The organism is Nostoc sp. UCD121 (genome assembly GCF_014222285.1).
Taxonomy (GTDB): Bacteria; Cyanobacteriota; Cyanobacteriia; order Cyanobacteriales; family Nostocaceae; genus Nostoc.
In genome coordinates this window covers 17,245-29,553 of the sequence record NZ_JACKZS010000088.1, presented here as the reverse complement: position 1 = coordinate 29,553, position 12,309 = coordinate 17,245, and the positions used below count along the sequence as shown (strand labels likewise).

The following is a 12,309-nucleotide window of genomic DNA, read 5'->3' as shown; positions in this document are numbered from 1 at the left end:
TGCCTTGCACTTTTGTTCGATTTATAGACTTCAATCACTATTTATACAAGGGTTTCAGTCTTAACCAGCAAGCCCTATATATACGATTTTCGGGATAAAGAGATAGTACACGATTCCTGTTTTAGGAAACAAGATACAATATGTATAGCAAATAATGGTATGTCTTTAGGTTATGGATTATCGTACCCAAAAGATACTGATAATATGAAACAATCTCTAATTTTGGATCATTTATTGGTTGGAACACTCTAAGTAGACAGCTAGAGTTGACCGGGATTGTTAACTTAATTTTAGTCATGGAATTGCTTGGAAAGCGTTTTTAGATTCTTACAAAGGAGATTAGATTATGTCTGGTGAAAAAGATATTCAGATTGTTCGTGGGAATAATAACCGTACAGCTAAAGGAGACAATAGCACTTTTGTTCAAGGAGACAATAACCAAATGTCTCAGGCCGAACAAGTCTCTACAACCGAAGTCATTGAGATGTTGGCTTACTTGGAAGAACAAATTCAAAATTTAACTGCATTGTCAGAAGTGGAACGGGAAAAGTCCGTAAAGCGTTTAGAAGCTGCTAAAGTAGAAGTAATCGAGTCTGAACCTGATAAGGAATCTATTGCTAAGAGTCTCAAACGAGTTAATGAAACCTTGAATGAAGCGGGTGAAACAACTCAAGAGGTGAAAGAATTGGTTAAAGAGCTTTTCCCCACTGTGGTAAAAGTTGCCGGATGGTTAGGATGTGCTGCGGGAAAAATTTGGATGATGTAGTTCTTTAGTATTGCTTTATGAATCAACCAATTATATGAAATCCGGATAATTACTATACTCAAGTCATTGCGACTGGAAAGGAGTGCAAGGAAGCAATCTCAGAGGTTTAGGAGATTGCTTCCTGTTGTTGGAATGACAAGTTTTCAATCGGATTCTATATTATTAAAGATCCTTTAGCTTTAACCTAGCGTGGCAAAACTTACTAGAGAAGAGCGGAAATCCTGTAATCTTGACCTTGTAGCGAAATACAGCACTTCCGGCAGCTATGAGGTACATCCTAAAAGCTGAAAGCGATGATAGGAGAGGGGCAAGGAGAAAACTATATTGCATAATAGCCGGAAGCGCTGTAAGGTAAATTCTTTGTAGAGACAGCGATTTATCGCGTTTTTCTAACGTATCAGTATTTTAGACGCGATTTATCGCGTCTCTACATGAGGGCTTTCTGGCTTATCCCAACGCTTCTTCTCAGACCTTTTTAAATTTTGAAGCTTTCAATTTTAAAAACGTTTGAGTAAGATGTTCGGCGATGGTTCAGTAGAGCCGCGATGATGCCATTAGCGTAGCATTCCCTAGGAAAGTCAAAAATTTAAAATTCCCCTTTTCAAGACAGACACTTAAAAAGTCTGGTTGACTACTAAGAGAATATCAAAAATAAATTATTCAGTTAGGTATATTAAGGTTAGCGTAGCGATCGCTAGCCCGGAAGTAACGATAACAAGTTTTTGTGAATTGTGGGGGACACACCTTTATTTACATTGCCCATCCCATAATCAGTAATAGCTTTACCAAAACTTACTCTTTTGATTCACATCCAGGAGTACAGCGATCGCCCCTTCAACAGCTAGAAATTTGATCAGAGAAGAGAGTGCGTTATTGTCGCTTATCTTAGGTATCGCTTGTTTTCAATTGCGACGGAAATTTCTCTTACGTTGTTTGTGTCTTGCAACTTCTTTGCGCTTGTGTTTTTCCAAAGGGGTTTCAAAGTGACGATTTTTTCTCATGTCTGGGAAAATACCTGCTTTGGAAACTTCTCTCTTAAATCGACGCAAGGCCGATTCAATTCCTTCATTTTCGCCCACAAATACTTGGGTCATTTTCATCTCCTACTTAATTGGTACTGGGCAATTTCAAAGCATCCAGTAGATCGGAGCGCAAAAAGGGCAGATAATGATTCTGCCCTTAAGACGTTAAAACTTAATTTTTGATTTTAAACCTTAGTAGCGTCCTCTGTTGTATCCGCCACCGCCGCCGCCGCGACGATCGCCACCGCCACCACCAAAGGAACCACTTCTGTCTTCCTTGGGTTTAGCTTTGTTGACTTTAAGGTCGCGTCCCATCCACTCAGCACCATCAAGAGCTTCAATGGCAGCTGTTTCTTCAGCTTCTGTGCCCATCTCTACGAAAGCAAAGCCACGTGGACGGCCTGTTTCACGGTCAGTAGGCAACTGAACGCGTTTTACAGAACCATGTTCAGCAAATACAGAGGTAAGGTCTTCTTGTGTGACCTCGTAGGATAGATTACCTACATAAATTGACATGCGTTATCTCCAAAATCATAGGTGTGTAGAGATTTAGATTTCGGAGACAAGCTTGTTAAGACCAAAAGGGAAAAGCCTGTCAATACTAAAAACAAACGCTGTAACCGAATTTTATTCTCACCTAACTACCTTAGCACATCCTTTAGTTCTTACCCATCCTAAAAAAGGAAGTACTAAGAGTCAGCGATCGCAGTTTACCCTCTCAAACATCCTCTAGGTAATGATTTTATAGGCAACTTTAACATTGAGTAGCAAAAATTGCTCAAATAATTGCAAAATAAATGCAGTTCGTCATTGTAACTACCTGGAAATGCCGAGTACACTTGCTGACGCACAGAATTTACTTTCTGATCTGATCGCTCGCTACTGTGAGCGTGTAGATTATCTAATGATTCGCCTTGAAGAAGCAGAAGGGACTGATATCTTGTTGCGTGGCGACAAGGTAGAAACCCTCAGTGAAGGTATCTCCATTGGTGGACATATTCGCGCTTGTTATAAGGGTGGGTGGGGGTTAAGCTGCTTCAACCAACTGGGAACAATTCAGGATCGGATAGAAGAAGCGATCGCTGCGGCGCGAATGGTTGGTGATGAAGAAACTTTACTTGCACCCATTGACCCGGTGCAAGCAGTATGCGTTCTACCCCTAAAAGGCACTGATCCTCGAAAAATCCCACTTTCCAAGAAAAAACAATTGTGCGATCGCTATACTGAATTGCTCAAAAGTATTGATGATCGGATTACCACTACCTCGGTGCGTTATGGCGACAGCGCTCAAAGAGTGATCATTGCTACCTCAGAAGGAACTTTGATCGAGCAATCTTGGGTGGATATGGAAATGCGCTTTGCCGCCACTGCCAGAAATGGCGAAACGGTACAAACGGGAAGGGAAACTACTGGGTCTCGCAAAGGTTACGAAGATTTAACTGATTTGGATGAACAGGTAAAAGGTGCGGCTCAAAGAGCGATCGCAGCTTTATCTTTGCCACCTGTCAAAGGTAATACTTATACCGTAGTCATTGACCCAATTCTCACGGGTTTGTTTGTCCATGAAGCTTTCGGACATCTTTCTGAGGCTGATATGGCTTACGAAAATCCTGATTTGTTAGAAGTTATGACTATTGGACGGCGGTTTGGCCCAGAAGAACTCCAAATTTTTGATGGTGCAGCCCCAGAGGGACATCGCGGTAGTTATTTTTACGATGATGAAGGCACGCCTGCTACAACTACGCAACTAATTAAAGATGGAGTTTTAGTTGGACGTTTACATTCTCGTGAAACTGCTGGCAAATTGGAGGAAGCGCCTACTGGTAATGCCAGATGTCTGAATTATCACTTTACTCCTATTGTGCGGATGACAAATACCTGGATTGAAAGAGGTAAAACACCAGTCAAAGACTTATTCACCGATATCAAAGAAGGGGTTTATGCCCGTAATTGGTTGGGTGGAATGACGAATGGGGAAATGTTTACCTTTAGCGCCGGGGAAGCGTGGATGATTAGGAACGGCAAAATTGCTGAACCTGTGCGGGATGTAACGCTTTCAGGAAATGTATTCCAAACTTTAGCGGATATTGAGGCAATTGGTGATGATTTTTACTGGGATGAATCCGGTGGTTGTGGCAAGGGAGGACAAAACGGGTTATCAGTGGGTTGCGGTGGCCCTAGTCTCCGAATTCAAGATGTAGTGGTTGGTGGTGAAATGTGAACTACCCGCCGCTATAACTGGTACTCCGAGTAAACTTAGATTTTTAGTAGTCTGTCAAGCTTAACTTGATGGGCTACTAGTCTTACTAAAGAATGCCTGAGTTTAAATCAATTTGCTAGCCAGAAAGCGGCGTTACGCATATAGGCTTTGATATGTTCAAAAGCTCGCGGCTCTTCTTTCATGCCATCTCCCGGTGGTTCATCCACAAATCAGTATAGCGATCGCTTTGCACTAATGATTAAATTTTTTCATCTCTCAACATCCCTCCCAAGTATGAAAATAACTCATAACTCTAGGTAGTAGCGCCAGTAATAGAGGATAAGTAATATATATAAAGCTAATTTCATATTCACTCTAGTTTTATCTACGACACCCATTCTCCGTTGCGCGTACTGGAGACATACTGCTTTGTCTAAGTCATTTTTATAGCCTCAATTAAGCGTTCCTTAGCACAGCGACAGATATGAAAGCAGATCAATTCCTGAAAAACTATGCCGCAGGTGTCAGAGACTTTACTGGTGTCAACTTAAGCGAGGCAAACTTAAGGGAAGCCAATCTCAGTGATGTAATTTTAGATAGAGCTATTTTAGATGGAGCTAATCTGAGTCATGCTAATTTAGCCCAGTCCAGTTTGATTGAAGCAGACTTAAATGGAGCCGATTTGACTAATGCTAACCTCAGTGGCAGCAACTTAAGCGGAGCTATTTTGGATGGAGCTATCTTGGATGGAGCAGCAATGGAAGGAGCTAATTTGAGTCAAGCTGATTTGACGGTTGCTAAGTTGATTGAAACTAATTTGAGTGAGGCGGATTTGCAGGAAGCAAGCTTGATAGCGGCAAATCTAGATGGAGCGGATTTGAGTGGTGCAGACTTAACTGTAGCTGACTTATCCCAAGCTAATCTCACCCAAGCAGATTTAAACCAAACAAATTTGAACGGAGCAAATTTGTCTGGAGCCAATGTAGAAGGAACCATTCTAGATGAGAATGCTTAAATCTAATTTCTTTAACATGGCTTATGATGTGAAAAATAATTAGCAAAATAAACAATGGGCTTAAGCCCATTGTCTAAAAGCGATCAAATGTCCGCTACAGCTTGTTGTTATTGTCTTGACTGGTTTAGCATCACTGACTTTTGATGAAAAATTATCCAGCCACAATTAACAAGTTTGTATGTGCATAGGCATCGCACATTTAAGATAAATTAAATCCAGCTTCAGGCTGGATAATAGCTAAAGACAGTTTTGAGATTGAATGTTTTCTTGATTTTTAACTTACCAAATCAACTAAAGCGTTCGATTGGAAGCGGACTATAGATGAAACTGAGCAACCGCGATAATTCTCAGAGGTGAATACTGATAGTGTGATATTAGCTTGACCGGGATCTAATATGCGTTTTACCTTGCAGGTTTGCATTTTGTTGTTGCAGTAAGCAATAATGCGATCGCCAGCCTTGACATCCAACGCTTGAATTTTCACTTAATATCAACCTCGCCCAAGATTTTGTTTAGCTAAAATAAAACATATTGTTATATTTTACTTGCTCAACAATTTAAATATTTATTTAACTATAACACAAAAACTAAGGGTTTTAAATGCTATCAATTTAATCTTGATAATGTCAAGTTGATTTATCCTCAAAACTCTATATAAATGCTGGATTTTCAGAAAACAAGGATAAATACCGACCTTCTTGCAGCATCTGGTACAGCACGGCAAAAACAGGACTTATGCATTTAAAACCTGAAACCTTGTTGGCGTAGCGTGCGCTTCGCGCCTTTCCCTAAAAAGCTTAATTTTTATATTATTTTGCTCTTATATTCTTTATGGGAACGAGCAAAACCTCAATTAGTAAGACTTGGGTTGAAAATTCAGATGGTGGTAAATCTCCACTTTGCTCTAAATTTTTGCGAGTAAGATTTTTTCTTTCGATGTTTTTGTTACAATTATTGAAATTTTTATCTAAAAAAACCACTATGGCTTTATATGCTGAATTACATAGACATCTGGGCGGTTCCGTCGTACCGCGAGTTCTATGGCGATATTTTGAGCGACATTCTTCGGAGTTGATTTCCCGCTTTGCTGACTATTCACAATTTGAAGATTTTTACACCCGTCCACGCAACACCCTGGATGAGTATCTAGAATTACACACCTTGGTAGAAAGTGTGCAAACAGTTGAGACTTTGCCTTACTTTATCTATCGCTTGGTGCGGGGTGCTTACATCTTTGAAAATTTGGCTTATCTGGAACTGCGCTACACTCCCTATTTGCGGACACCTGAACATCTGAATCAATCACAGAGAATTGACAAGATGGCAGAAATTGTAAAAGTAGTAGGACTTGCTAGCCACCAGCCAGAACATCCGATTGTTACTAGCCAAATTCTCTGTATGCACACCCGTTTACCTTATGAGGTGAACAAGGCGATTGTTGATTTAGCGGCACAAAATAAGCAGTATGTCTGTGCAGTCGATGTCGCAGGGGGTGATAGCTATTATGCCGATCGCTTAGAAGAATGGATTAGCTTATATGATTATGCGCGATCGCTAGGCGTTAACACGACGGGACATCTATATGAAACCACGGCCGGTTGTTACCCCGAACTGTTACCCTATCTTATGCGAATCGGTCACGGTATTCAAATCCCCCTACTGTATCCAGAGTTACTTAATGATGTAGCTAGACGCGGACAGTGTTTAGAGGTTTGCCCCACAACATACTTAAAAACTGGTACTTTGCAAGATATACGTCAACTCAAATTAGTTTTTGACCGTTGTTTTGATGCTGGGGTAGATATTGCTATCTGTACTGATAATGCTGGGTTGCACAATGTACGTTTACCCTTTGAGTATGAAAATCTCTTGACTTACGACATTATCAGTTTTAAACAACTACAAGCTTGTCAGGATGCAGCTTTCCGTCATGCTTTTGCTTGGCCTTACAGTGAACGTCCTGCATCTTTGTTGAACGATTTGCTCAAACCCGAACTACCGAAAGTTTTGGCAATCAGGGATAGTAATTAACAATTAACAAGTACAGCTTGGCGTACTTCGTAATTCCTATACAGCAAGCACTTTTTTGATTTGAAAAGGTAGTTTAATTTACACCGTGCTTCACTAGAAGTAAAAGAAAGTCAAGTGATTTAATGTTAATTCATGTTGCAATCAGTGACTTTTTTGATGGAATAGAGAAAGCTGTAATGCACAATATATATCTTCTAAAAGCCAGTATTTTAGAAAACAAACCACAGATACACGAAGATGATTTATCGGTGTTTATCTGTGGTTTCGTTTTCGTTGATTCGGATTTTTGATCAACGTATTCTACTAATAATATTTGGTTAATATATTTGGGAAATCCTCTAATTCACCTAGTACCTAAAAAGTAATGTCGTCGTAACATCAAACCAATCCCAATTACACATATACCGAACAGTGTTGCGTTGGTTGGTGGTTCTGGAGTTTTCTGTGGTGTCTGAAAGGAACCATTCAAAAAAGCTTTACCTTTCAAGGGAGCAGTTGGATCTTGATCGAGTGATTCAATTTCAGAAAAGTTAAATATGCCTGTAGCACCGATGAATCTACCTGTACCACCAGTGATTGTTATAGTACCAAAACCGACTAATTGGCGGTTAATAAAGTCAAATGAAGCAGTAGCGCTACTGCTGCCAAATAATTTATCTTCGCCACTACCAAAAAACTCATCTCTGCCGATTGGTAAGCCTTGTAAACCAAATTTTGCTGCGTCTTGAAAGAATAAGAGATTACCAGTATTAGGATCAGTTCGGCTGTAGTTATTTATGCTTGAAAAGTTATTTAATCCATAAGGAGCATCAGAATTAAAGCCTGAGACAAATGCTGTTGATACGTCGGTAGATGGGATAGGTGTGAGAGTAACTTCTGTGTCGTATACTACATCGAATGGATAAATAGTCTGGGTGATCGCTTTTGCCGTACTCGCACCGACGCTAACTAAAGAAAAAACTAGCGGAACAAGACATATATTTAAACTATGCGATCGCAGTGCCATTTGAAGAACTCTACTATATAAAGAATATTGAAGAGCATTTCCAGCCAGAGGCTGGAAACGAGCTTTTAAAGGCGTTCGTGGTTAAGTCAACACCAATAAGCAATGCGTACCCCTACAGCGTAGGTCTATTTATTTATTCCAGAATGATTAATCAAAGTAGGAAACGACCTATTTTGGTAAACTCATACCATGATTAATTTGTACAGTGCCTAAGCCCTAATTTTTTGCAAAAGTTAATGTTTTAGGCATTAAATCGCAAATGTACGCACATAATTCATCGGTGCTTATCTGTGCTTTCCTTTTTGCTGATTCAGATTATTCTTAGAAATCTAATGTGCAGTAAAGAAAACCAGCAATGATGGAATAAATAGACTTACGATTGGGATATTCGGGATAAGTTTAAGCACCAACACCTTCTGTCGCACCACCGATTGAAATCCAAGCTGCAAGACCACCTTTGATTTCTGCTACCTCAGCAAACCCTTGCCCCCTGAGAATTTGTGCAGCCTGGGTTGTATGTTCGTCACTGTCGCCATAGATATAAATATGGCGTTCTTTATGTAGAGCAGATTTGGCTTTAGACACCAAATCGTTTAATGGGATGGGTATTGCTCCACTGATCCGACCGTGATTGTAGGTGTGGCGATCGCGCACATCAACAATTGTAAAACCTGGTTGACCCCATTGCAAACGGGTCTTTAAATCATGGACATCAGCAACTAAATTATTACTCATAAGCTTTTCCTGCTTATAACCTCACAAGCAATTTATCAAAAATCGCCTTTTAATTGAGTTTTCAGTGTAATAAGTTAATAATTTGCAACTAGCGAGTTGAAAATAATCTCTCATCTCTCCCTACTTCCCTTACCCCCAGAAGCTATAAACTATAATTTATGGCATCTACTATTCAAGCTCTACCAACAGAAGTCGTATATCTTATTACAGCTGGTGAGGTAATCGACTCTTTAGCCTCTGTGGTGCGGGAATTGGTAGAAAATTCCCTAGACGCAGGTGCAACGCGAATTGTGGTTTCTTTATGGCCGCAGCAATGGCGAATTCGTGTTGCAGATAATGGTTGTGGAATGAACCTAGATGATTTGCAACAAGCAGCCACAGCCCACAGCACTAGTAAAATTCGCTCTAGTGCCGATTTATGGAAAATTAACAGTTTAGGATTTCGTGGTGAGGCGTTACATAGCTTAACAACTTTAGCAGAATTGGAAATTTTAAGTCGTCCTGTAGGTGGAAAATTAGGATGGCGGATTAGCTATGGTGATGGTGGGAAAGTTGTACAAGTTGAAGTAACTGCGATCGCACCTGGTACAGTGGTGACAGTTTCTCATCTTTTCGGTAATTGCTCATCACGTCGTCAGGGATTGCCCACAGTTGCACAGCAAATGAAAGCCGTGCAAACCACAATTCACCAAATCGCCCTGTGTCATCCTCACATCACCTGGCAGATTTGGCAAAATGACCGTCAATGGTTCACCATCTCTCCGGCTAGAACAACTGGGCAACTCCTACCGCAGATTTTACCCCAGGTGCGACAAGGAGACTTGCAAGAAATAAAACTCGAAATACCCAACCCACTAAACTCAGAACTCCTAACTCCCCACTCCCTACTCCTCACTACTTCGGCTTCGCTCAGTACAAGTCCCCACTCTCCACTCCCCACTCAGCACTCAACACTCACTTTAGTGGTAGGATTACCCGATCGCTGTCATCGTCATCGTCCAGATTGGGTACGTGTAGCCATTAATGGACGGATGGTTAAAACGCCTGAACTAGAGCAAACGATATTATCAGCATTTCACAGAACATTACCACGCGATCGCTATCCAATTTGTTTCTTACATCTTGCCATTTCCCCAGATCAAATTAACTGGAATCGCAATCCCGCAAAAACAGAAATTTATCTCAACGAAATCATTTATTGGCAAGAGCAAATTACTCAAGCAATTAACCAAGCACTCAGCATCTCTTCTAACAATCTTAAAGAAGCTGTTCACACAACACGAGTTAGTAAATTACTCAAAGCCGCAGAAGCCAAAGGCGGCTACAATTTCAATCCCCAAAATCCCAAGGAAGATTGCAAAAATCCTAATTCCTTGAAGGCTGTTGCTCAAGTTAGCAACACCTATATTGTGGCTGAACATCCAGGTGGTATGTGGTTGGTGGAACAGCACATTGCCCATGAGCGAGTTTTGTATGAGCAATTATGCGATGATTGGCAACTTGTCCCCGTTGAACCAGCAATTATTCTTTATCAATTGTCATCAGCGCAAGTATTGCAATTGCAACGCATCGGTTTAGAAATAGAACCCTTTGGCGAACAACTTTGGGCAGTCCGAAACATCCCTGCACCTTTGCAGCAGCGAGACGATTGTGCAGAAGCAATTTTAGAGCTTAGTTGGGGAGGCGATTTACAAACGGCCCAAGTAGCTGTCGCCTGTCGCAGTGCCATTCGTAACGGTACACCGATGAATCAACAAGAAATGCAGACACTTTTAGATAATTGGCAACGCACTCGCAACCCTCGCACCTGTCCCCACGGACGGCCAATTTATTTATCTTTAGAAGAATCAGCTTTAGCTCGGTTTTTCCGGCGTAATTGGGTAATCGGTAAAAGTCATGGAATTTAATTTTAAATTTAATACAAACGCATAAAAGTTTAATTAACTTAACTGTTAATAATCTGTTCCACCGCAACAAAAATATCTGGAAATGCTAGCGGTTGAATTGTTTCCGCAGTCAATGTCAATTTTGTTGCATACTCTCCATCTAAGATTTCTCGAAACACTACTAAGTGTAACTTTTTAAGATTTACAACCCAATACTCTAAAATACCTGCTTCTGCGTAGATTTTGCTTTTTATCTCTAAATATTTTTCTAAACTGGAGTTAGCATACTCAATCAACCAGAAAATATTTTCTGGATAGGGATGATGCTCTCGATACTCGCGTCCCAAACGTTGGACAATGGCAATATCTGGTTCTGGTTCCGAGTCGTTGGGTAAGGTGATAGGCTTGGCTTGTCGGATTTTGGCGCGTTCAGCCAATAACTTTGCTAAATACTCACCAGCTTCATCACTACAATAAGCATGGGGTTCCCCTTCCGGCGATATTTCGACAATCTCTGCTTTAAGTAATTCTACTTTGCGATCGCTCAAAATGCCAGCATCAATCATGCGGTGATATTCGTCAATCGTCCATTTAGCAACAATAACAGTCATGACGATTGATTCCTCCCAATAATTCTTGATATCTTACCATCTTAATCTGTGTCCTTGTAGTTAAGATTGAGGCTATACTTAATTGGCAAAAAATTACAATCTAATTTTTATAAAAGCTATTAATTGTTATTGAAGTTTTATACTTATACCTTCGGGTAGAAGGAAAACACTATTGTAATTTCTAAGCTAGTGATTAAGTTTTTTGATGGATTAAATTATGCTGAACATTATTGCTTGGATTATTCTGGGTTTAATTGCTGGAGCCATAGCAAAAGCTATTTATCCTGGTCGTCAAGGTGGTGGAATTGTTTCAACTATGGTTTTAGGTATCATAGGTGCTGTGATTGGGGGAATTTTAATTACTCTTTTAGAGACAGGGAGATTTCAATTAACTGCTGCAACCCTTAGTATACCAGGTGTAATTGTTGCTATAATTGGCGCAATAATTGCCATCTTTCTCTGGAACCTATTAGCTAATCGTGCCAGTTATTAGTTGAATCAAATCTCTAGAAAAATCGTGGTTAAAAGCAATTACTTAGGAATTCACCCTTCAGATTTTACACAAATACAAAAACTCCACTTCCTCAAGGTTAGTGGAGTAATTAATGTTAAGGTATCAGTAATGAATCATGGTTAGTGTTGCTGCACTGCAAAAACTAAATTAGTCTAAAGCTTTCTTAAGTTCATCTTTAATGTTTTCTACAGTGTGACCAACTTGGGCTTCAGCTTGCTTTGCTTGTCCTTCAGCTTTATCTTGGGGATTTCCAGTTATTTCACCCACAACCTCTTGGATTTTTCCTTCAATATTTTTTACAGTAGCTTCTACTCTTTTTTCGGTACTCATGGTTTTTATGTCTAGCTTGTAGTTGATTCAGCTATTACATAAACTAACATTAATGTATTATTTTTGACCTCCATCAACCGATAGAAGAATTCGGTCGATTATGTATCTTAAGATAGATACGGTGAGCTACAGAGTAAGCAGGTAAAAAATCCGAATTCATAGAAATCTGCACTGTTTACATCCCCGACCTCTT

13 protein-coding genes are annotated in these 12,309 nt (G+C 40.1%); 6 read left to right on the top strand and 7 right to left on the bottom strand.

From position 1 onward, the window contains the following. Positions 1-346: 346 nt before the first annotated feature. Positions 347-766, top strand: coding sequence for a hypothetical protein (locus tag GNF10_RS19215; protein WP_179076915.1), 420 nt, complete (start codon positions 347-349; stop codon positions 764-766). 902 nt (positions 767-1,668) lie between these two features. Here GNF10_RS19215 and rpsU read toward each other — a convergent pair. Together rpsU and GNF10_RS19205 are read right to left on the bottom strand one after the other, a co-directional pair. Continuing rightward, on the bottom strand, positions 1,669-1,860 hold the full coding sequence (gene rpsU, locus GNF10_RS19210; RefSeq protein WP_069073774.1) for a 30S ribosomal protein S21: 192 nt from the start codon (positions 1,858-1,860) through the stop codon (positions 1,669-1,671). A 120-nt stretch (positions 1,861-1,980) separates the two neighbouring features. Further along, positions 1,981-2,304 carry an RNA-binding protein gene (locus tag GNF10_RS19205; protein WP_114085123.1) on the bottom strand — a complete coding sequence of 108 codons (324 nt, stop codon included), beginning with the start codon at positions 2,302-2,304 and terminating at the stop codon, positions 1,981-1,983. 310 nt (positions 2,305-2,614) lie between these two features. On the opposite strand from GNF10_RS19205, the gene GNF10_RS19200 reads away from it, so the two are divergent. Then, positions 2,615-4,009, top strand: coding sequence for a TldD/PmbA family protein (locus tag GNF10_RS19200; protein ID WP_185586538.1), 1,395 nt, complete (start codon positions 2,615-2,617; stop codon positions 4,007-4,009). Between the two features lie 463 nt (positions 4,010-4,472). Further along, entirely contained in the window at positions 4,473-5,003 is a 531-nt protein-coding gene (locus GNF10_RS19195; RefSeq protein WP_185586539.1) for a pentapeptide repeat-containing protein, read from the top strand. Between the two features lie 274 nt (positions 5,004-5,277). Here GNF10_RS19195 and GNF10_RS19190 read toward each other — a convergent pair whose 3' ends face one another. Then, a complete protein-coding gene (locus GNF10_RS19190) occupies positions 5,278-5,487 on the bottom strand; it encodes a hypothetical protein (protein WP_041565457.1) in 210 nt (69 codons plus the stop codon). Between the two features lie 497 nt (positions 5,488-5,984). Here GNF10_RS19190 and GNF10_RS19185 point away from each other — a divergent pair, with 497 nt between their 5' ends. Beyond that, positions 5,985-7,034, top strand: coding sequence for an adenosine deaminase (locus GNF10_RS19185; protein ID WP_185581680.1), 1,050 nt, complete (start codon positions 5,985-5,987; stop codon positions 7,032-7,034). Between the two features lie 343 nt (positions 7,035-7,377). Here GNF10_RS19185 and GNF10_RS19180 read toward each other — a convergent pair whose 3' ends face one another. Next, positions 7,378-8,040, bottom strand: a complete 663-nt coding sequence (locus GNF10_RS19180) for a hypothetical protein (protein WP_185581681.1) — start codon at positions 8,038-8,040, stop codon at positions 7,378-7,380. A 399-nt stretch (positions 8,041-8,439) separates the two neighbouring features. Next, positions 8,440-8,775, bottom strand: a complete 336-nt coding sequence (locus GNF10_RS19175) for a rhodanese-like domain-containing protein (protein ID WP_163932124.1) — start codon at positions 8,773-8,775, stop codon at positions 8,440-8,442. Positions 8,776-8,933: 158 nt separating this feature from the next. On the opposite strand from GNF10_RS19175, the gene mutL reads away from it, so the two are divergent. Beyond that, the gene (mutL, locus tag GNF10_RS19170; RefSeq protein WP_185581682.1) at positions 8,934-10,682 is read left to right on the top strand and encodes a DNA mismatch repair endonuclease MutL; all 1,749 of its coding nucleotides are present in this window, start codon (positions 8,934-8,936) and stop codon (positions 10,680-10,682) included. Between the two features lie 38 nt (positions 10,683-10,720). On the opposite strand, the gene GNF10_RS19165 is transcribed toward mutL, so the two are convergent. After that, positions 10,721-11,272 (bottom strand): Uma2 family endonuclease, encoded by a 552-nt coding sequence (locus tag GNF10_RS19165; RefSeq protein WP_185586899.1) that lies wholly within the window; start codon positions 11,270-11,272, stop codon positions 10,721-10,723. Positions 11,273-11,492: 220 nt separating this feature from the next. On the opposite strand from GNF10_RS19165, the gene GNF10_RS19160 reads away from it, so the two are divergent. Next, positions 11,493-11,765: a GlsB/YeaQ/YmgE family stress response membrane protein gene (locus tag GNF10_RS19160; protein WP_185586901.1), complete on the top strand. Its 273-nt coding sequence runs from the start codon at positions 11,493-11,495 to the stop codon at positions 11,763-11,765. 168 nt (positions 11,766-11,933) lie between these two features. Here the strand turns inward: GNF10_RS19160 and GNF10_RS19155 are convergent, their stop codons facing one another. Further along, a complete protein-coding gene (locus tag GNF10_RS19155) occupies positions 11,934-12,116 on the bottom strand; it encodes a CsbD family protein (RefSeq protein ID WP_185586897.1) in 183 nt (60 codons plus the stop codon). Positions 12,117-12,309: the final 193 nt, after the last annotated feature.

Bases quoted from the DNA above. Each gene is read 5' to 3' on its own strand.
- GNF10_RS19215 (WP_179076915.1), top strand. From the start codon at position 347: ATGTCTGGTGAAAAAGATATTCAGATTGTTCGTGGGAATAATAACCGT.
- rpsU (WP_069073774.1), bottom strand. From the start codon at position 1,860: ATGACCCAAGTATTTGTGGGCGAAAATGAAGGAATTGAATCGGCCTTG.
- GNF10_RS19205 (WP_114085123.1), bottom strand. From the start codon at position 2,304: ATGTCAATTTATGTAGGTAATCTATCCTACGAGGTCACACAAGAAGAC.
- GNF10_RS19200 (WP_185586538.1), top strand. From the start codon at position 2,615: ATGCCGAGTACACTTGCTGACGCACAGAATTTACTTTCTGATCTGATC.
- GNF10_RS19195 (WP_185586539.1), top strand. From the start codon at position 4,473: ATGAAAGCAGATCAATTCCTGAAAAACTATGCCGCAGGTGTCAGAGAC.
- GNF10_RS19185 (WP_185581680.1), top strand. From the start codon at position 5,985: ATGGCTTTATATGCTGAATTACATAGACATCTGGGCGGTTCCGTCGTA.
- GNF10_RS19180 (WP_185581681.1), bottom strand. From the start codon at position 8,040: ATGGCACTGCGATCGCATAGTTTAAATATATGTCTTGTTCCGCTAGTT.
- GNF10_RS19175 (WP_163932124.1), bottom strand. From the start codon at position 8,775: ATGAGTAATAATTTAGTTGCTGATGTCCATGATTTAAAGACCCGTTTG.
- mutL (WP_185581682.1), top strand. From the start codon at position 8,934: ATGGCATCTACTATTCAAGCTCTACCAACAGAAGTCGTATATCTTATT.
- GNF10_RS19165 (WP_185586899.1), bottom strand. From the start codon at position 11,272: ATGACTGTTATTGTTGCTAAATGGACGATTGACGAATATCACCGCATG.
- GNF10_RS19155 (WP_185586897.1), bottom strand. From the start codon at position 12,116: ATGAGTACCGAAAAAAGAGTAGAAGCTACTGTAAAAAATATTGAAGGA.